A 19,304-nucleotide genomic window follows, 5' to 3' on the forward strand; every position below is an offset into this window, starting at 1 on the left:
CAGGCATCAGATGTTCCAGCGTGGCGCGCTCCCGGCCAGCCGCTGGCGCATCTCGCCGATGTTGGCGGCCAGTTGTTGAGTCAACAAACGATACCCGTCCAGCGTGTTGTAGACCGGCGCGTCGAGGCTGACAGCCGGCAAACTGATGGGGCGATTGAGCCGCTGGCAGGCGCCGGATTTCAACGCCCGGGCCATGCCGATCAATTGCACGCGAATCTGCCGGTGTTCAGCGTTCAATGCCGTTTGCAAGAGCGTCATCGCCTCGGGGTCATTGGCATCCGGTCGGGTATTGCCGAGGATTTCCAGGGTGCTGACGCACATGCGCAAGTTACGCTGGATGGCATCCAGGTCAGTCATGGAAATTTTCACTTCCTTGGACACCGAAGGCATCAGTGAGCGCAGCTGCACCATTACCGCGTTCAGGCGGGTCATGAGTTTGAGGTGTTCGTCGGCCGTGATGGCCTGGCCGTCAATGATGCGCCCGTAAATTTTCGCGCAATCACGCAGCGCATCGGCCAGGTTGTAGCGCCAGGAGTAAACCGCGTACAGCGGCAGGGCGAAGGAAAACGCCAGGGCCAGGGCAATGCCGATCAGGATGTCCACCCCTCGCCACAAGCCATCGGTGACCGGGTTATCGCCGTGCCCGGCTACGATGAACACGGTAATTGCCGATAGCAGTGCGGTGTAGCCGCCCTTGCCGATGGCGTGATACGAGAAAAACCCGCAGACCACCGACATTGCGAAATAGGTCAGCCAGGGCATCCCGAGCCAGGCCTGTTGTGCCACCAACGCCAGGCCGACACCGGCCCCGATCAAGGTGCCGATGGCGCGTTCGGCAGCTTTCTTGCCGATGTTGCCATGGTGCTGCAAGCCACCGATTACCACCAACATGGTCACCGACGCCCACTCGCCGTGGGGCAGGTGGATGCCGGTGGTCAGCAGGATCGTTGCCAGCAATCCCAGCGACACGCGTACGGCGTGAATCACCCGGGCGTGGCGATAGCGCCGATACGGGTCCAGCAATGGACGCAGCAGTCGGCGCAGCAACGGTGGCAGCCGATGGGCTCTGGATGTACTCAGGCTGGCTCTCCTCAGAAGATGTAGTCGGTCGTCAGGAAGCTCGAACTGCGGCCGCTGATGATTTCGCTGATCAGGTCCTTGTTGGTCTCCTGGAATTTGGTGGCGACCAGGGTGCGGATCGAAAACACACGCAGTGCATCATGTACCGACAAGGTGCCCTCGGCCGAGTTCTTGCGACCATTGAATGGATAAGTGTCGGGGCCACGCTGGCATTGCGCATTGAGATTGATGCGTCCGACCTGATTGGCAAACGTGTCCACCAGTCGGCCGACGGCGACCGGGTTGGTGCCGAAGATGCTCAACTGCTGGCCGAAGTCCGATTCCAGCACGTAGTCGATCACGGTATCCAGATGACGATACGGCACGATGGGGACGACGGGGCCGAATTGTTCTTCCTGATAAACGCGCATCTGCGGGGTGACCGGGTAGAGCACCGCCGGGTAGAAAAACGACGCTCGGGCCTCACCGCCGTTGGGGTTGACCACCTTGGCGCCTTTGCTCTCGGCGTCCGTCACCAGTGAGTGCAGATAGTCGACCTTGCTCGACTCCGGCAGTGGCGTCAGGGATACGCCACTGTCCCAAGGCATGCCGGGCTTGAGCGTAGCCAGTCTGGCATTGAATTTCTCGATGAAGGACTCGACCACGTCTTCGTGGACAAAAAGGATTTTCAACGCTGTGCAGCGCTGGCCATTGAAAGACAGCGAGCCGGTGACCGCTTCGCTGACGGCGTTGTCCAGATCCACTTCCGGCAGGACGATGCCCGGGTTTTTCGCATCCAGGCCCAGCGCCGCGCGCAAACGGTGTGGTTTTGGATGGAGTTTTTTCAGGTCACTGGCGGCTTTGTTGGTGCCGATGAAGGCAAAGATGTCGATCTTGCCGCTGGCCATCAGCGCACTGACTGTCTCGCGGCCGCTGCCGTAGATAACGTTGATCACCCCGATCGGGAAACTGTCGCGGAAGGCTTCCAGCAGCGGGCGAATCAGCAGCACGCCCAGTTTGGCCGGCTTGAACACCACCGTGTTGCCCATGATCAGCGCCGGGATCAGCGTGGTGAAGGTTTCGTTCAACGGATAGTTGTAAGGCCCCATGCACAGGGCGACGCCCATCGGCACGCGACGGATCTGGCCGAGGGTGTCCTGTTCAAGTTCGAAACGGCTGGAACGGCGGTCGAGTTCTTTCAGCGCGTTGATGGTGTCGACGATGTAGTCGCAGGTGCGGTCGAACTCCTTTTCCGAGTCCTTGAGGTTCTTGCCGATTTCCCACATCAGCAACTTGACCACGGCATCGCGCTGCTCGCGCATGCGCCCGAGGAAGGTTTCGACATGCTGGATACGCTCGGCCACGCGCATGGTCGGCCACAATCCCTGACCGCGGTCGTAGGCGCGGACAGCCGCGTCGAGGGCGGTCAGTGCGGTGTCGGCATCCAGCAGCGGCGTGCTGCCGAGGATCACTTGCTCGTCGCCATTCGGGCCAGTCAGGTACACCGGGCTGCGGACCTGGGCCAGTGGCCCGTTCCAGGTTCTCAGTTCGCCATCGACCAGGTACTCACGCTGCTCGGTCTGGCCATCAAGGCGGTACTTTTCCGGGATGTCGGCGTGGCTCGGGAACAGATTTTCGAGAATATTGGCTGTGGTCATGTCGCTACCCCTCTGGATTGGGTGATGCACTGATGAATCGTTTTAGCAGACCTCAGCAACGCTTGTCATGACTCATCTCAGCGTTTTATCGCACAGCGTGATGGTTAGCGGATTCATCGACGCCTACAGTCATGGCCTCAGAAGCTCCCCTTGATGGCCCCCAATGCCCTCAACCTGCCCACGCGGTGACCTCTCCTTGATCACAACAAAAAAGCTGCACCCGGCTGACCGGGCAGCCAATGAGAGGACAGCCATGCGGGCAAGCCGATTAACTGAAAAGCCTAGCCTTTGTTTGGCTTTGGCGGGCAGCGTCTTCTTTTGTGGCGAGGGGGCTTCTGTGGCCTCTGACGGCACACAAATCCTCGTACTCCGGTTAAACTCCATGCTCTTTTTCAAGGAGTTCATATGAGCCATTACCAGCCGGGCATTCTCGCCACCCCCGTTCCGCCTCAAGCGCGCCATATGTTCTTCGCCCTCGAATCCGTCGAAGCATTGCCGGTCGCACTCGACAACTTGATGCAACTTGTGGACGGCAAATCGGCTGTCGTCGGCTTCGGTGAATCCCTGGTCAAGGCGCTGGATGGGCAGATCGATGGCCTGCGAACTTTTCCGGCGTTGACTGGCGTCGGTGTCGACAATCCATCGACCCAACACGCGCTCTGGTGCTGGCTGCACGGTGAAGACCGTGGTGAGTTGCTCAACCGCAGCAACGCCATCGAAGCGGCACTGGCCCCGGCGTTGCGCCTGGTGCAGATGAACGAAACCTTCCGCCATAAGACCGGGCATGACCTGACCGGCTTCGAAGATGGCACCGAGAACCCCCACGACGCAGCCGCCGTGACCGCCGCCGTGGTGGGTGAGGGCGCCGACGGTACGGTGGGTGGCAGCTTCGCCGCGATCCAGCAGTGGCAGCATGACTTGAAAGGTTTCCATGGGCTGTCGGCGGATGAAAAAGACAACATCATGGGCCGCCGCTTGAGCGACAACGAAGAGATCGACGATGCGCCGGTTTCCGCCCACGTCAAACGTACTGCCCAGGAAAGCTTTGCGCCTGAAGCGTTCGTGGTGCGCCGTTCGATGCCGTGGATCGAAGGCGACCGTGCCGGCCTGATGTTCCTGGCCTTTGGTTTTTCCCTTGACGCCTTCGAAGCCCAACTGCGCCGCATGAGTGGCCTGGAAGATGGCATCACCGACGGTTTGTACCGCATCAGCCGTCCGGTCACCGGTGGCTACTACTGGTGTCCGCCACTCAAGGACGGTCGACTGGACCTGCGCGCATTGCGCATCGGCTGAGCATCAGGGAGAGCCTATGAACGTGGTGCGCTGGGGCATGATCGGTTGTGGCAGTGTCGCTGAACGCAAAAGCGGGCCGGCCTTCTACAAGGCGCCTGGATCGGCGTTGGTGGCGGTGATGGGGCGACGCCTGGACGTTGTCACCGACTATGCCGCGCGCCACGGCATCGCGCGGGTCTACACCGATGCGCAAGCGCTGATCGACGATCCCGAGGTCGACGCTGTGTACATCGCCACGCCGCCCGACAGTCATCATGCTTACGCCTTGCAGGTGGCCGCCGCCGGCAAGCATTGCTGCGTCGAGAAACCGATGGCGCTCAACGCCGGGCAAAGTCGCGAGATGCAGCAGGTGTTTGCCGATGCCGGGTTGCATCTGTTCGTGTCCTATTACCGACGTTCGCTGCCACGCTTCCGGCAAGTGCGGCAATGGCTGGAGGAGGGGCGGATCGGCGAGGTCCGGCACTTGACCTGGACGCTCACCAAAGCTCCGTCGGCAGCGGATCGGAACGGCACTGATAACTGGCGCACCGACCCGGCGATTGCCGGCGGTGGTTACTTTGCGGATCTGGCCAGCCATGGCCTGGACCTGTTTCAGTATCTGCTCGGCGATATCGTCGACGTCGCCGGGTTTACCGCGCGGCAGGCCGGGCTGTATGCCGCCGAAGACGCCGTCAGTGCCACTTGGCGGTTTGCCAGCGGAGCACTGGGGATGGGTTGCTGGAACTTCGTTGCAGACCGCCGCGAAGACCGTGTCGAAGTGATTGGCAGCAAAGGCCGGATCACTTTTTCAGTGTTCGATGAACACCCGATTGAACTGCACGCCGATGAACACCTCAGCCTGAACATCGAGCATCACGCGCACATTCAGTGGCACCACGTAATGGGCATGAGTACGCATATTCGTGGTGGGGCGCAGCATCCCGCCATCGCCGGGCAGGCGCTGAAGACTGATTGGGTGATGGACCAGATCCTCAAGCGCCACTGATCCTTCAGACCACACATAGCCCCCTGTGGGAGCGGGCTTGCTCGCGAAGAGGGAGTGTCAGTCGACGCCAATGTTGTTTGACACACCGCCTTCGCGAGCAAGCCCGCTCCCACATTTGTTCTTGCGTCGCGCATCTAACCTTATGCTCATTCGATATTTCTCAAGCTTGTCATAACCTCTCTAAGATCACGTCATAACTCGTTATAACAAGTGATCTGCCATGACCGATAACGTTCTATCCCTGAGCAGCGTCCCGTTGCACACACAGCTGCGAGACGTGCTGCGCGCCCGCATCCTCGACGGCGAATACCCGCAAGACAGCCAGATGCCTTCCGAAAGCGAGCTTGGCGCCTTGTTCAAGGTCAGCCGCATCACCGTGCGCCAGGCCCTGGGTGACCTGCAAAAGGAAGGGCTGATTTTCAGGATCCACGGCAAGGGCACTTTCGTCGCCAAGCCGAAAACCTTCCAGAACGTCGGCACCCTGCAAGGCTTGGCCGAGTCCATGACCGGTCGCGGCTACGAGGTGATCAACCGTCTGCGCAGTTTCAAATTCATTGCCGCCGACAAGCGAGTGGCCGAGCGTTTGCAGGTCGCCGTAGGCGAGACCGTGGCGCAGATCAAACGGGTGCGCCTGATCAATCGCGAGCCGGTTTCCCTGGAAATCACTTACCTGCCCAAGGTCATTGGTGAGCGCCTGGAAAAAGCCGACCTGGTCACCCGCGACATTTTCCTGATCCTGGAAAATGACTGCGGCCTGGCCCTGGGACACGCTGATCTGGCCATCGATGCGGTACTGGCCGACAGCGACCTGACCCATGCGCTGAACGTCGAGTCCGGCTCGCCGATCATGCGTATCGAGCGCCTGACCCACGATGTCGACGGTCGCCCGCTGGACTTCGAGCACCTTTACTACCGTGGCGATGCTTTCCAGTACCGCCTGCGGATCGATCGGCACAAAGGGGATCAGGCATGACGCGCAGCACGTTGGAACAGGAATACGACATCGTCGTGATCGGCGGCGGCACCGCCGGCCCCATGGCGGCGATCAAGGCCAAGGAACGCAACCGCGACCTGCGGGTGTTGTTGATCGACAAGGCCAACGTCAAGCGCAGCGGCGCGATCAGCATGGGCATGGACGGCCTGAACAACGCGATCATTCCCGGTCACTCGACACCGGAGCAATACACCAAGGAAATCACCATCGCCAACGACGGTATCGTCAACCAGGCCGCGGTGTACGCCTATGCCACCCACAGCTTCGAAACCCTCTCGCAACTGGACCGCTGGGGCGTGAAGTTCGAGAAGGACGAAACCGGTGACTATGCGGTGAAAAAGGTTCACCACATGGGCGCTTATGTGTTGCCGATGCCGGAAGGGCACGACATCAAGAAAGTCCTCTACCGGCAGCTGAAGCGCGCGCGGGTGAATATCACCAATCGGCTGGTGTGTACCCGATTGCTCAAAGACCAAGAGGGCGCGGTCAACGGCGTGATGGGCTTCGATTGCCGCACGGCGGACTTCCATGTGATCAAGGCCAAGGCGGTGATCCTCGCCTGCGGTGCCGCCGGACGCCTGGGGTTGCCGTCCTCCGGTTACCTGATGGGCACCTACGAAAACCCGACCAATGCCGGTGACGGCTACTCGATGGCCTACCACGCCGGGGCCGAACTGGCGAACCTGGAATGCTTTCAGATCAACCCGCTGATCAAGGATTACAACGGCCCGGCCTGCGCCTACGTCACCGGTCCCTTGGGCGGCTACACCGCCAACAACAAGGGTGAACGCTTCATCGAGTGCGACTACTGGAGCGGGCAGATGATGTGGGAATTCCACCAGGAGCTGGAAAGCGGCAATGGTCCGGTGTTCCTCAAGCTCGATCACCTGGCCGAGGAAACCATCCAGAATATCGAAGAGATCCTGCACAGCAACGAGCGTCCGAGTCGCGGCCAGTTCCATGCCAATCGTGGCACCGACTACCGCACGCAGATGGTCGAGATGCACATCTCCGAGATCGGCTTTTGCAGCGGGCATTCGGCCTCGGGTGTGTGGGTCAACGAGAAGGCCGAGACCTCGGTCAAGGGCTTGTACTCGGCCGGTGATATGGCCGCGGTGCCACACAACTACATGCTCGGCGCGTTCACCTATGGCTGGTTCGCCGGCAACAACGCGGCGGATTTTGTCGCCGGGCGCGAGTTTTCCGCGCTGGATGCCGCGCAGATCGAAAGCGAAAAACAGCGGGTCTATGCACCGCTGGACCGCGAACACGGCCTGCCACCGGCCCAGGTCGAATACAAGCTGCGGCGCTTCGTCAACGACTACCTGCAACCGCCGAAAGTGACGAAGAAGATGCAGATTGGCCTGCAACGCTTCAGTGACATCCAGCGCGATCTCGACCAGATCAAGGCCCACAACGCCCACGAACTGATGCGCGCCATGGAAGTCAGCATGATCCGCGACTGCGCCGAAATGGCCGCCCGCGCTTCATTGTTCCGCACCGAAAGCCGTTGGGGGCTTTACCACCATCGCGTCGATCACCCGCAGCGCAACGACCGCGACTGGTTCTGCCATTGCCACCTGAAGAAGGACGAGAACGGTTTGATGAGCAGTTTCAAGAAAGCCGTCGAGCCTTACATTATCCCGCTGGATGCCGATGAGATGCAGGCCTACGACCGGTTGCGGGTCGGTGCCGATGCGGCTTGATGCCGACCACAAAAGAGAGACCGAACATGGCTTACCAACCCCAGGAAATCTTCTTCCGCTCCAACGCACCGGTCACGGTCGATGAAGACAAATGCATCGCTCACAAAGGCTGCACCGTGTGCGTCGACGTTTGCCCGATGGACCTGCTGGCGATCAACCCGGCCACGCAAAAGGCCTACATGGCGTTCGACGAATGCTGGTACTGCATGCCCTGTGAAAAAGACTGCCCGACCGGGGCCGTGAAAGTCGAGATCCCGTATTTGCTGCGGTGAAACACATATCAAATGTGGGAGCGGGCTTGCTCGCGAAGAGGCCGGCACAGCTGGCATCTCCATTGACTGACCGGACGCCTTCGCGAGCAAGCCCGCTCCCACAGGGGATCGTGGCCAGTTCAAATAATATTTAAAGCCATCCGGCACCACCGGACGCTTGCTTTACAAAACCCCTCGTTTCCCACCACGCCCTGATCGTGGCGGAGACGAACATCCTATAAATGATTCGAGGGGAAACACTCATGATGTTGCGTGCAGCTTTGGCCGGTCTGGTACTGGCTTCATTCACCCTGTCGGCCTCGGCCGAAACCATCCGCATTGCCATTGGCACCCAGGACACCACCATCAACTGCGCCGCTGGCGGGTTGTTGATTCGCGAACTCGGGCTGCTGGACAAATACCTGCCCCACGACGGCCCCTACAAAGACACCCAATACGATGTGCAGTGGAAAAATTTCACCAGCGGCGCCCCCCTGACCAACGAGATGGTGGCCGGCAAACTCGACTTCGGCGCCATGGCCGATTTCCCCGGCGCGTTCAACGGAGTGGCGTTCGAAACGGCGGGCAAGCACAGCCTGTTCATTAGCGTGTTGTCGGGCAGCATCAAGGGCAGCGGCAATGGCATCGTGGTGCCGAGCGCATCGGGCGTGCAGTCGCTGGCCGAGCTCAAGGGCAAGACCATTTCCGTACCGTTCGCTTCCACTGCCCATGGCCTGTTGCTGCGCGCCGTCGCGGCCCAGGGCTGGGACCCGCTCAAGGACGTGAACATCATCGCCCAGCCGCCGGAAGTCGCCGGTTCCGCGTTGCAGGCCGGCAAGATCGATGCTCACGCTGACTTCGTACCCTTCGCCGAACTGTTCCCGAGCCGTGGTTTCGCCCGCAAGATTTATGACGGCTCCCAGGCCAACGCGCCGACCTTCCACGGAGCGCTGGTCGATCAGGCCTATGCGAAAAAATATCCGGAAATCGTCGTCGCTTACCTGCGGGCGAGTATCGAAGCCAACCAACTGCTGGCGGCTGAACCAGAGAAGTACAGCGAGTTGATCGCCAGGGTCACCGGGGTCGATGCCGAGGTCAATTACCTGTTCCACGGCCCCCTCGGCGTGCAGACCCGCGACCTGAGCTGGAAACCGGAATACCGTCAGGCCGTGGGCACCGCCATCGATACCCTCAAGTTGTTGAAGAAGGCCGATCGCGGTCTTGATCTCAACACCTTCATCGACGACCAGTACATCCGCGCCGCCTTCAAGGCCTCGAACCTGGACTACAGCGCGCAGCTTGGGAATTACCAGCAGACGCCGCTCAAGGCCGTCGATGCCGCCAGCGGCAAAGCCATCACCGACTTCAGCCACGTGGCGGAAATCTGGGTGCGTGGCGAGCCGAAGGTTCGTCAGTACGCCTCGGCGCAAGCGGCATTTACCGCGCTCACAGCGTTGAAACAGGAGGGCAAGAGCATCCGCGCGGTGTACGCCCAGGCCAGCGACAGCGGGATCAAGTTGCTGGCGGATCAGGCGTGGTTTGCCACTGATGCCAAGGGGCAATTCAGCGCGTTCTTGCTCAAAGGCCAAGCCCAACAGTTCGCCACGGCGCAGGGCGGCAAAGTGTTCGACTTCGCCGATGCCACCACACAGGCCGTGGCCGTTCGCTAACACCTGGAACGACTCGATCTAATGTGGGAGCGGGCTTGCTCGCGAAAGCGGTGGGTCAGTCGACATCAATGTTGAATGTCCGACCGCATTCGCGAGCAAGCCCGCTCCCACAAGGGTCCAGGGTTGAGAGGAAGAATTGTGTACCGACCATTTGCGCGCTGGATTCCCAGAGCCGCTTCACTGCTGCTCTGCCTGCTGTTCTGGCAACTCGCCGCCAGCCACCACTGGAACCTTGGCCTGGTGACTTTCGCCAACGTCCCGACACCCTGGGCGGTCATTGAAGCCGCCCTCGGCCTCGGCGACTCCGGCAAACTCGCCCAGCACCTGGGCAGCAGCCTCGGCCGGGTGTTCGCCGGTTACCTTGCGGCGCTGATCATTGGCGTGGCCCTGGGCCTGGCCATCGGCCGCTCGAAATGGGCCGAAGATCTGTTGCTGCCACCCCTGGAAGTCCTGCGCCCGATCCCGGCAGTGGCGTGGATTCCCCTGGCGATTCTGATGTTTCCCTCGTCGGAACTGTCGATGGTGTTCATCACCTTCACCGGCGCACTATTCCCGATCCTGCTCAACACCGTGCACGGCGTCGAAGGTGTCGACCCTCGGCTGATCGCCTCGGCGAAAAGCCTCGGGGCAGGGCGCCGGGCAATCCTGCTGGAGGTCGTTCTGCCGGGCGCGGCGCCGAGCATCATCACCGGCCTGGCCATTGGCATGGGCACCTCGTGGTTCTGCCTGGTGACGGCGGAAATGATCTCCGGCCAATTCGGCATCGGCTATTACACCTGGGAGTCCTACACCATCCAGAACTACGCCGACATCGTGGTCGGCATGTTGTTGATAGGCGTGCTCGGCATGGGCAGCAGCCTATTGATCAAGCGCCTGGGCGGGCTCTTCACGCCTTGGCACCGACCGCGAGGAAAAGCCTGATGAGCGTTTTTCAACACCTGGAAGGGCGCATCGATATCCGCGGGTTGTCGATCAGCCTGGGCGAGGGCCACGCGGCTTTCGAAGCGGTGCAGGGCCTCGATTGCCAGATTGAACCGGGCCAGTTCGTGTGCATTCTCGGGCCGTCCGGTTGCGGTAAGTCCACCTTGCTCGGCGCGCTGGCCGGCCACCTGCAACCGCGCACCGGCACCTTGAACGTGGATGGCGCGCCAGTGTCGGGGCCATCGCCACAACGCGGCATGGTGTTCCAGCAGCACACACTGTTTCCGTGGCGGACGGTGCGTGACAACGTGGCGTTCGGCTTGAAAATGCGCGGCGTCGGCAAGGTCGAACGGCACAAGGCTGCGGATGAAATCCTCGCGCTGGTGGGCCTTGAAGGCTTTGCCGGGCGCTGGCCCGACCAGCTCTCCGGCGGCATGCAGCAACGGGTGGAAATTGCCCGGGTGCTGGTCAACCGTCCGCGCCTGTTGCTGATGGACGAACCCTTCGGTGCCCTCGATGCCCTGACCCGGTTGAACATGCAGGAACTGCTGCTGGACATCTGGACGCGCATCCGCACCACCGTGGTGTTTGTCACCCATGACATCGATGAAGCGCTGTTCCTCGCCGACCGCTTGCTGGTCATGAGCTCGCGCCCCGGGCGAATCATCGAAGACCTGCGCCTGGATTTCCCCCGGCCGCGCAGCACGGAGCTGGTGACCCGCCCTGAATTTTCGCATCTGAAGCGTCATTGCCTCGAACTCCTGCGGCACGAAGACGGTCGGCAGCTGCCGCGCCTGAACCCGCTCGGACTTCCCCCTGAAAACAAACTGCCGCGATTTGCCCTATGACCTCACTATTCGATGTAACCGATAACAACGACATTCTTGCCCTGCAACCGCGCCTGACCGATGACGACCCCGGCGTGCGCCGGATCGCGCTGATCGAGCTGGCTGACCTTGAGGAGCCGGACGGCCTGCAGTGGTTGATCAATCGACTGGCCGAAGACCCGATGGCAGACGTTCGCGCCGAAGCTGCGCGGTTGCTGGAAGCCTGGGAGGACGAGCCCGTGGTCGAAGCGTTGTGCCAGGCCCTGACGGATCCATCCCCGGCGGTGCAGGCGGCCGCTGCGCAAAGCCTCAGCCTGCTCAAGAGCGAAGCGGCGGGCCGGGTCATTCTGCCGTGGACCGGGCATGCCGACAGCGGCGTACGCATTGCCGCGTTCCGAGCGTTACGCGAGTTGCGTTGCCCCGATGCCGCCGATGCGGCTGCCCGGGCACTGGATGATGAAAGCGCCAGTGTGCGCCGCGAGGCGGTGGGCGTGCTCGGCTGGCTCAAGCAACTCGAGGCCTTGCCGGCCCTGGCGCGGTTGGCCAGCGCTGACCCGGACACCGACGTGCGGCGTGCCGCCACCGGGGCGCTGGGCCTGGCGTCTGACGCGCAGGTGCTGCCGGCCCTGCGACAGGCCTTGCGGGACGATGCCTGGCAAGTCCGCGAAGAAGCCGCCACCACCCTGGGCAAGGTCGGTCACCTCGACGCCGGCCCGGCCCTGATCGACGCCTTGGGTGACGATTACTGGCAGGTGCGTCTGCGCGCCGCCCGCAGCCTCGGTCGCTTGCGTTATGGACCGGCGCTCGATGCGCTGATCGACACCCTCGGCCATCGCATCAGCAACCTGCGCAAGGAAGCCGCTTTGGCCTTGGGGGAGCTGAACAATCGAAGCGCCGTCGCGCCATTGCAGGCGGCGCAAGACGACGGCGACCCGGAAGTGCGCAAGGCTGTGCGCATTGCCTTGAGCCAGTTGCAATGAACCCGCTGGCGATTGGCAATTCCCGCAGCAAACAGCAGTTGCGACTGAACTGGCCCGATGGCCGCGAACAGGTATTGGACCACGCCGAACTGCGTCGCCAGTGCCCGTGTTCGCAGTGTCGGGCCTTCCGTTTGCGCGGGTTGACCCCGATGGTTGATGCACGGCTTCGGGTGACCGAATTGCACTCGCAGGGATATGGCCTGCAACTGGTCTTCAGCGATGGCCATGAACGGGGGATTTATCCGTGGGCGTATCTGGCACAACTCACTCCTTGAGCCACTGAAATCCAGCGTGGGAGCGGGCTTGCTCGCGAAAGCGGTGTGTCTGTCGATACTTCATTGGCTGATCCACCGCCTTCGCGAGCAAGCCCGCTCCCACAGGTGATCTGCCCACCAGACGATTGACGGTCCTTGCCAGGAAAAAGCCGAAAGAGTACAAATGTACTCCATGACGACTCTGACTCCCCGCCGTACCGCCATCCTGACCTTTATCCGCGATCGCATCGCCGAGCACGGTCAGCCTCCGAGCCTCGCTGAAATCAGCGAGGCGTTTGGCTTCGCTTCCCGCAGCGTGGCGCGCAAGCATGTGCTGGCGCTGACCGAAGCCGGGTTTATCGAGGTCAACCCGCATCAGGCCCGGGGCATTCGCCTGCTCGGGCAGCCGCCGCGTCCCGAGTTGCTGGACATCCCGGTACTTGGCCGGGTGGCGGCCGGTGCGCCGATCGGTGCCGATGCCGAGGTGCACAGCCGTTTGCTGCTCGATCCGTCGATCTTCTCGCGGGTACCGGACTACATGTTGCGGGTCCGGGGCGATTCGATGATCGAGGACGGCATTCTCGACGGCGATCTGGTGGGCGTGCACCGCAGCCCCGAGGCGCTCAACGGCCAGATCGTCGTGGCACGGCTCGACGGCGAAGTCACCATCAAGCGCTTCGAGCGGGTTGGCGATGTTGTTCGCCTGCTGCCGCGCAACCCGGCCTACCAGCCGATCATTGTCGAAGCCGACCGGGACCTGGCCATCGAAGGCGTGTTCTGTGGCCTGGTGAGGCAAGGCTGATGGGTGTCGTCGTTGCGCTGGATACGCTGTTCAATGGCGGCCAGGTCTGGAAAGGCCGGCCTGCGCCACCGGCTGCCAGCCCGCAGCCCACCGGGCATGCCGCACTGGACGCGGCATTGCCCAGCGGTGGCTGGCCAGAGGCGGCGCTGACGGAAATCCTGTTGGCCGGGCAAGGCGTGGGCGAGTTGCAACTGGTGTGGCCGACGCTGGCACGGCTGTCGGCGGCGGGCGAGCGCATCGTGCTGGTGGCGCCACCTTGCGTACCGTATCCCCAGGCGTGGCAGAGCGCCGGGGTGGATCTGCGTCAGCTGTCGATCATCCAGGCCAGTGAGCGCGATGCGCTGTGGGCCGCGGAGCAATGCCTGCGTTCGGGCAGTTGCGGCGCGGTGCTGTGCTGGCCGCACAAGGCCGACGACCGCGCCTTGCGCCGCTTGCAGGTGGCGGCGGAAACCGGCCAGACCCTGGCCTTCGCCTATCGCCCCATCGGTGAAGCGATCAATCCTTCGCCAGCGGCCCTGCGCATCGCCATCGATGCCCAACCGGCACAACTGCGCGTGCTCAAGTGTCGCGGCGGCCTGGCCCGTTCGGCGCCGATTGCCTTCGCCGTGGAGCATTGAGGTTGCCATGCGCTGGGTCTGCATTCTTTTCCCGCAATTGGCGCTGGACGCGGTACTGCGTCAGCGCGCCGATCCCGATGAGCCCCTGGCGTTGCTGACCGGCCCGGCCCAGCGCCGGGTGCTGCAGGCGGTCAACGGTGCGGCGCGGGCGCGGGGTTTGCGTCCCGGTCAGTCCATGAGTGCGGCGCAGGCCTTGAGCAAAGGCTTTGTCACGGCCGAATACGACGCCGCCGAAATCGAACACTGGCAGCAGTTTCTCGCCGCCTGGGCCTATCGCTTCAGTTCCCAGGTCAGCGTGCATTACCCTCGGGCCGTGGTCTTCGAGATCGAATCCAGCCTCGGGTTGTTCGGCACCTGGCCGCAATTCGAAGCGCTTCTGCGCCGTGAACTCGGCGAACTGGGTTTTCGGCACCGTATCGTGGCCGCGCCCAACCCGGTGGCGGCGCGGGTGCTGGCCAACGCCTATGACGGGCTGGTGGTGCCGGACGATCAAGCCTTGCAGCATCATCTGGGGCAAATGCCCGTCGACCGGATCGGCCTGCAAGCATCGGTCGCCACAGCCTTGTCACGCATGGGCCTGCGCACCTTGAGCCAGGTGCAGGCGTTGCCCCGGCACAGCCTGGCCCGGCGTTTCGAGGCCCAGGTGCTCAGGCACCTGGATGCCCTGTCGGGTTTGCGACGGCTGGCGCTGGCGTTCTACCTGCCGCCGGACCGCTTCGATGTGCGCATCGAGCTCAATTTCGATGTGCAGTCCCATCAAGCCTTGCTGTTTCCGTTGCGCCGGTTGACGGGCGACCTGTCGGCGTTCCTGTGCGGTCGTGACAGCGGTGTACAGCGTTTCGACCTGCATCTGGAGCACGCCGGGTTGCCGGATACGGTCATCAAGGTCGGCCTGCTCAGTGCCGAGCGCGATCCGGCGATGCTCTTCGAGCTGGCCCGGGGGCGGTTGGAGCAGGTCCAGGTCGAGGCTCCGGTACGTGGCTTTCGCCTGCGCGCCGAAGATTTGCCGACCTTCGTGCCCCAGCATCAGGCACTGTTCGACGACCGCCCGCAGCAGTCCTTGCCCTGGGAGCAACTGCGCGAACGCCTGCGTGCACGGCTGGGGGATGACGCGGTGCATGGCTTGCGCTTTCAGGCCGATCACCGCCCCGAGTGCGCGTGGCAGGCCAGTGCCGACAGCCAGCCTTGCGCGGTGCCGGCCGCGGTGAAACGGCCGGGCTGGCTGCTGACCGAGCCGTTGGCCGTGCATCAGGGCTCGGCGCGCATCCTCATGGGGCCGGAGCGTATCGAGTCCGGCTGGTGGGACGGCGACGACGTACGCCGTGACTATTACCTGATCGAAACCCGTGCCGGCCAACAGGGCTGGGCCTACCGGGCGGTCGGCGAGGACGGCCCGTTGTGGTTGCAGGGCTGGTTCGCATGAGCAGCGAATATGCCGAATTGCACTGCCTGTCGAACTTCAGCTTCCAGCGCGGTGCCTCCAGTGCCATCGAGCTGTTCCAGCGCGCGAAAAAACAGGGTTATCAAGCCCTGGCGATCACCGACGAATGCACCCTGGCGGGCATCGTTCGTGCCTGGCAAGCGGCAAAGTCCGTGGAGTTACCGCTGATTATCGGCAGTGAAATGCGCATCGAGAACGGTCCGAAACTGGTGCTGCTGGTGGAGAGCCTCGAGGGCTATCAGGCGCTGTGCCGATTGATCACCCGCGCCCGGCGCCGCACGCAGAAAGGCCAGTATCAGCTACTGCGCGAAGATTTCGACGAACCGTTGCCGGGGTTGTTGGCGTTGTGGGTGCCGGACGCGGTCGATGCCTTTGCACAGGGCCACTGGCTCAAGCAGGTCTTCGCCGAACGCCTGTGGCTGGCCGTGCAGTTGCATCGTGGTCAGGACGATGCCCGGCGCCTGAACGATCTGCTGACACTGGCCAGGGAATTGCGCATTGCGGCCGTGGCCAGTGGCGATGTGCACATGCACGCTCGCGGCCGGCGCGCTTTGCAGGACACCATGACCGCGATCCGTCATCACCTGCCGGTGGCCGATGCCGGGTTGCGCCTGCATCCCAACGGCGAACGCCATCTGCGCAGCCTGGACGTGTTGCGGGAGCTTTATCCACCAGAGTTGCTGGCCGAAACGCTGAGCATCGCCCGGCGTTGCACCTTTGATCTTGGTCAGTTGCATTACCAATACCCCCGCGAACTGGTGCCGCAAGGGCACTCGGCCACCTCGTGGCTGCGTCATTTGACCGAGGAAGGCATCGAGTGGCGCTGGCCAAAAGGGCCGAAACGCGAAGTGCTGGTGCAGATCGACAAGGAGCTGGAACTGATCGCGGAACTGGGCTATGAAAGCTATTTCCTGACGGTCCACGACATCGTCCGCTTTGCCCGCCAGCAACAGATTCTTTGTCAGGGTCGTGGTTCTGCCGCCAACTCGGCCGTGTGTTTTGCCCTGGGGATCACCGAAATCGATCCGGATCGCACCACGTTGCTGTTCGAGCGCTTTCTGTCCAAAGAGCGCAACGAGCCGCCGGACATCGACGTCGATTTCGAGCACGAACGCCGCGAAGAAGTCTTGCAGTACGTGTTCCAGCGCTATGGCCGGGCCCGCGCTGCGCTGACGGCGGTGGTCAGCACCTATCATGCGGCCGGTGCGGTGCGTGATGTGGCCAAGGCCTTGGGCTTGCCGCCGGACCAGATCAACGCCCTGGCCGATTGCTGCGGTCACTGGAGCGATGAAACGCCGCCCGTTGAACGCCTGCGCGAGGGCGGTTTCGACCCCGAGAGTCCGGTGCTGCACCGGGTGCTGAGCCTGACGGGGCAGTTGATCGGCTTCCCCCGGCATTTGTCCCAGCACCCCGGCGGTTTCGTGATTTCCGAGCAGCCGCTGGACAGTCTGGTACCGGTGGAAAACGCGGTCATGGCCGAGCGCACCATCATCCAGTGGGACAAGGATGACCTCGACGCAGTGGGCCTGCTCAAGGTCGATATCCTGGCGCTGGGCATGCTCAGCGCGATTCGCCGATGTTTCGATCTGCTGCGCCGGCACCGGAGCCTGGACCTGAGTCTGGCGACCATCCCGCCCGAGGATGCGGCCACCTACGAGATGATCGGCCGGGCCGACACCATCGGCGTGTTCCAGATCGAGTCCCGGGCGCAGATGTCGATGTTGCCGAGGCTCAGACCCAAGACCTTTTACGATCTGGTGATCGAGGTCGCCATCGTTCGGCCGGGGCCGATCCAGGGCGGCATGGTGCACCCGTACCTGCGGCGACGGAACAAGGAAGAACCGGAGGCGTATCCGTCGCCGGAACTGGAAGTGGTGCTCAAGCGCACCCTCGGCGTGCCGCTGTTTCAGGAACAGGTCATGCAAATCGCCATCGTCGCCGCCGACTACAGCCCCGGCGAAGCCGATCAGCTACGCCGCTCCATGGCCGCGTGGAAACGTCACGGCGGGCTCGAACCGCACAAGGCGCGGCTGGCCGCCGGGATGAAGAAAAACGGCTACACCGCCGAGTTCGCCGCGCAGATTTTCGAGCAGATCAAGGGTTTTGGCAGCTATGGTTTTCCCGAGTCTCACGCGGCCAGTTTTGCCTTGCTGACGTACGTCAGTTGCTGGTTGAAATGCCACGAGCCGGCGGCCTTCGCCTGTGCGCTGATCAACAGTTGGCCCATGGGTTTCTACAGCCCGGACCAGATTCTGCAGGACGTCCGGCGCCATCATTTGCAGGTGCGCCCGGTGGACGTGCGCGTCAGTGATTGGGATTGCAGCCTGGAGCCGATCAGCGCTGCGCAACCGGCGATTCGCTTGGGGCTACGCATGATCAAGGGCTTTCGCGAGGACGATGCCCGACGCATCGAAGTGGCTCGTTCGCAAGGGGCGTTTGCCGACATTGCCGACCTCGGCGAACGGGCACGGCTCGATGCCCGCGCGCAGGAGCAACTGGCCGATGCCGGCGCGTTGCGTGGCCTGGCGGGTGACCGGCATCGGGCACGCTGGGAGGTGGCCGGGGTACAAAAACAGCTGGGGTTGTTTGCCGGTCTGCCGAGTCAGGTGGAGGACGCGGTGTCGTTGCCCAAGCCCACCGTGGGCGAGGACCTGCAAGCCGATTACGCCAGTGTCGGCACTACCCTCGGGCCGCATCCGCTGGCCCTGTTGCGCGATGAGTTGAAGGCGCGGCGCTGCCGCAGTTCGAAGGAGTTGCTGGACGTTGAGCACGGTCGGCCGGTCAGCATCGCCGGGCTGGTCACCGGCCGGCAACGCCCGGCCACCGCCAGCGGCGTGACGTTCGTCACCCTTGAGGATGAGTTCGGCAACGTCAACGTGGTGGTGTGGCGTGACCTGGCCGAGCGGCAGCGCCAGGTGTTGGTCGGCTCGCAGTTGCTCAAGGTCGATGGCCGTTGGGAGAAGGAGGGCGAGGTACGGCATCTGATTGCCGGGCGCTTGAGTGATCTGAGTTCGTTGCTGGATGGGATCACTGTGCGTAGCCGGGATTTTCACTAACCCCGCAAACCTGTGGGAGCGAGCTTGCTCGCGATGACGGTTTCACAGTCAACATCTGCGTTGCCTGACAGACCGCTATCGCGAGCAAGCTCGCTCCCACAGGGTTTGTGTTAATGCCTGTTATTTGGCCAGCGGCCAAAACCGCTCGCCACCCCCCGGCGCATCCGTCCACGCCTGCAACGAACGCGTCGGCAAATCGAAGTAATCCCGCGTCCGCGCATAGCCATGACCGCCCATGCGGCCAATTGCATCCAGTCCCAACTGATCGATGTACAGGGTTTTCGGATCGATCAGTTCGTCACGCACATGGGCCATCAGCACTTCACCAAAGATAATCTCCCGGGATTGGCCGATGGACAGCGCCATCATTCGCCGGCACTCCAGCGCCACCGGGGCTTCGCCGATGCGCGGGCACTTGACCGTGGTGCCGGGGATGGCGGTGAGGCCGGCGGCGGTCAGCTCATCGAAGCCGGGAGCGAAGGGCACGGCACAGACGTTCATGGCCTCCACCAGCGCATCGCTGACGATGTTCACGGTGAATTCCTGATTGAGCTGGATATTGCGAGTGGTGTCCTTGGGGCTTTGGTCGCCGTAGTTTTCCACGCCCAGGGCGAGGATGGGCGGATCGGCCGACAGCGCATTGAAAAAGCTGAACGGCGCCGCGTTGACCCGGCCTTCGCCGTCGACGGTGGTGACCAGGGCAATCGGCCGTGGCACCACGCTGCCGATCAGAATCTTGTATTTGTCCCGTGGGCTCAATGTGCTGAAGTCGAAGCTTTGCATGGGCAGA

General features: G+C 62.7%; 17 protein-coding genes. 14 read left to right on the plus strand and 3 right to left on the minus strand.

The annotated features are described in order from the left end of the window. Positions 1-6: 6 nt before the first annotated feature. Together ABIA48_RS26180 and ABIA48_RS26185 are read right to left on the minus strand one after the other, a co-directional pair. A complete protein-coding gene (locus tag ABIA48_RS26180) occupies positions 7-1,047 on the minus strand; it encodes an FUSC family protein (RefSeq protein ID WP_310064956.1) in 1,041 nt (346 codons plus the stop codon). Positions 1,048-1,091: 44 nt separating this feature from the next. Then, entirely contained in the window at positions 1,092-2,717 is a 1,626-nt protein-coding gene (locus ABIA48_RS26185; RefSeq protein ID WP_007987477.1) for an NADP-dependent glyceraldehyde-3-phosphate dehydrogenase, read from the minus strand. A gap of 405 nt (positions 2,718-3,122) precedes the next feature. Between ABIA48_RS26185 and ABIA48_RS26190 the strand changes: the two genes are divergently transcribed. The 14 genes from ABIA48_RS26190 to ABIA48_RS26255 all read left to right on the plus strand — a co-directional run bounded on the left by ABIA48_RS26190 (position 3,123) and on the right by ABIA48_RS26255 (position 18,514). Beyond that, positions 3,123-4,010 carry a Dyp-type peroxidase gene (locus tag ABIA48_RS26190; protein WP_429492405.1) on the plus strand — a complete coding sequence of 296 codons (888 nt, stop codon included), beginning with the start codon at positions 3,123-3,125 and terminating at the stop codon, positions 4,008-4,010. A gap of 16 nt (positions 4,011-4,026) precedes the next feature. Continuing rightward, on the plus strand, positions 4,027-4,995 hold the full coding sequence (locus ABIA48_RS26195) for a Gfo/Idh/MocA family protein (protein ID WP_429492407.1): 969 nt from the start codon (positions 4,027-4,029) through the stop codon (positions 4,993-4,995). Positions 4,996-5,215: 220 nt separating this feature from the next. Next, positions 5,216-5,968 carry a GntR family transcriptional regulator gene (locus tag ABIA48_RS26200; RefSeq protein WP_429492409.1) on the plus strand — a complete coding sequence of 251 codons (753 nt, stop codon included), beginning with the start codon at positions 5,216-5,218 and terminating at the stop codon, positions 5,966-5,968. After that, positions 5,965-7,695, plus strand: a complete 1,731-nt coding sequence (locus ABIA48_RS26205; protein WP_429492411.1) for a fumarate reductase/succinate dehydrogenase flavoprotein subunit — start codon at positions 5,965-5,967, stop codon at positions 7,693-7,695. The genes ABIA48_RS26200 and ABIA48_RS26205 overlap by 4 nt, the downstream gene beginning before the upstream one ends. Before the next feature lie 26 nt (positions 7,696-7,721). Beyond that, the gene (locus tag ABIA48_RS26210) at positions 7,722-7,967 is read left to right on the plus strand and encodes a 4Fe-4S dicluster domain-containing protein (protein WP_003180418.1); all 246 of its coding nucleotides are present in this window, start codon (positions 7,722-7,724) and stop codon (positions 7,965-7,967) included. A gap of 242 nt (positions 7,968-8,209) precedes the next feature. After that, the gene (locus ABIA48_RS26215; RefSeq protein WP_429492413.1) at positions 8,210-9,616 is read left to right on the plus strand and encodes an ABC transporter substrate-binding protein; all 1,407 of its coding nucleotides are present in this window, start codon (positions 8,210-8,212) and stop codon (positions 9,614-9,616) included. 138 nt (positions 9,617-9,754) lie between these two features. After that, the gene (locus tag ABIA48_RS26220) at positions 9,755-10,537 is read left to right on the plus strand and encodes an ABC transporter permease (protein ID WP_429492415.1); all 783 of its coding nucleotides are present in this window, start codon (positions 9,755-9,757) and stop codon (positions 10,535-10,537) included. Next, positions 10,537-11,385 (plus strand): ABC transporter ATP-binding protein, encoded by an 849-nt coding sequence (locus ABIA48_RS26225; protein WP_007987466.1) that lies wholly within the window; start codon positions 10,537-10,539, stop codon positions 11,383-11,385. The genes ABIA48_RS26220 and ABIA48_RS26225 overlap by 1 nt, the downstream gene beginning before the upstream one ends. After that, on the plus strand, positions 11,382-12,344 hold the full coding sequence (locus tag ABIA48_RS26230) for a HEAT repeat domain-containing protein (protein WP_429492418.1): 963 nt from the start codon (positions 11,382-11,384) through the stop codon (positions 12,342-12,344). Before ABIA48_RS26225 ends, ABIA48_RS26230 begins: the two co-directional genes overlap by 4 nt. Then, the gene (locus tag ABIA48_RS26235) at positions 12,341-12,619 is read left to right on the plus strand and encodes a DUF971 domain-containing protein (protein WP_429492420.1); all 279 of its coding nucleotides are present in this window, start codon (positions 12,341-12,343) and stop codon (positions 12,617-12,619) included. The genes ABIA48_RS26230 and ABIA48_RS26235 overlap by 4 nt, the downstream gene beginning before the upstream one ends. A gap of 163 nt (positions 12,620-12,782) precedes the next feature. Continuing rightward, positions 12,783-13,400 carry a transcriptional repressor LexA gene (lexA, locus tag ABIA48_RS26240; RefSeq protein ID WP_429492422.1) on the plus strand — a complete coding sequence of 206 codons (618 nt, stop codon included), beginning with the start codon at positions 12,783-12,785 and terminating at the stop codon, positions 13,398-13,400. Further along, positions 13,400-14,017 carry a translesion DNA synthesis-associated protein ImuA gene (gene imuA / locus ABIA48_RS26245; RefSeq protein WP_429492424.1) on the plus strand — a complete coding sequence of 206 codons (618 nt, stop codon included), beginning with the start codon at positions 13,400-13,402 and terminating at the stop codon, positions 14,015-14,017. Before lexA ends, imuA begins: the two co-directional genes overlap by 1 nt. A 7-nt stretch (positions 14,018-14,024) precedes the next feature. After that, positions 14,025-15,440: a Y-family DNA polymerase gene (locus tag ABIA48_RS26250; protein ID WP_429492426.1), complete on the plus strand. Its 1,416-nt coding sequence runs from the start codon at positions 14,025-14,027 to the stop codon at positions 15,438-15,440. Next, positions 15,416-18,514 carry an error-prone DNA polymerase gene (locus ABIA48_RS26255; RefSeq protein ID WP_429492427.1) on the plus strand — a complete coding sequence of 1,033 codons (3,099 nt, stop codon included), beginning with the start codon at positions 15,416-15,418 and terminating at the stop codon, positions 18,512-18,514. Before ABIA48_RS26250 ends, ABIA48_RS26255 begins: the two co-directional genes overlap by 25 nt. A 120-nt stretch (positions 18,515-18,634) precedes the next feature. Here ABIA48_RS26255 and ABIA48_RS26260 read toward each other — a convergent pair whose 3' ends face one another. Then, complete coding sequence (locus tag ABIA48_RS26260) at positions 18,635-19,297, minus strand: flavin reductase family protein (protein ID WP_007995928.1); 663 nt, start codon at positions 19,295-19,297, stop codon at positions 18,635-18,637. Positions 19,298-19,304 lie beyond the last annotated feature (7 nt).

Origin of the sequence: Pseudomonas sp. S30_BP2TU TE3576 (assembly GCF_050436025.1) — a bacterium.
Lineage (GTDB): Bacteria > Pseudomonadota > Gammaproteobacteria > Pseudomonadales > Pseudomonadaceae > Aquipseudomonas.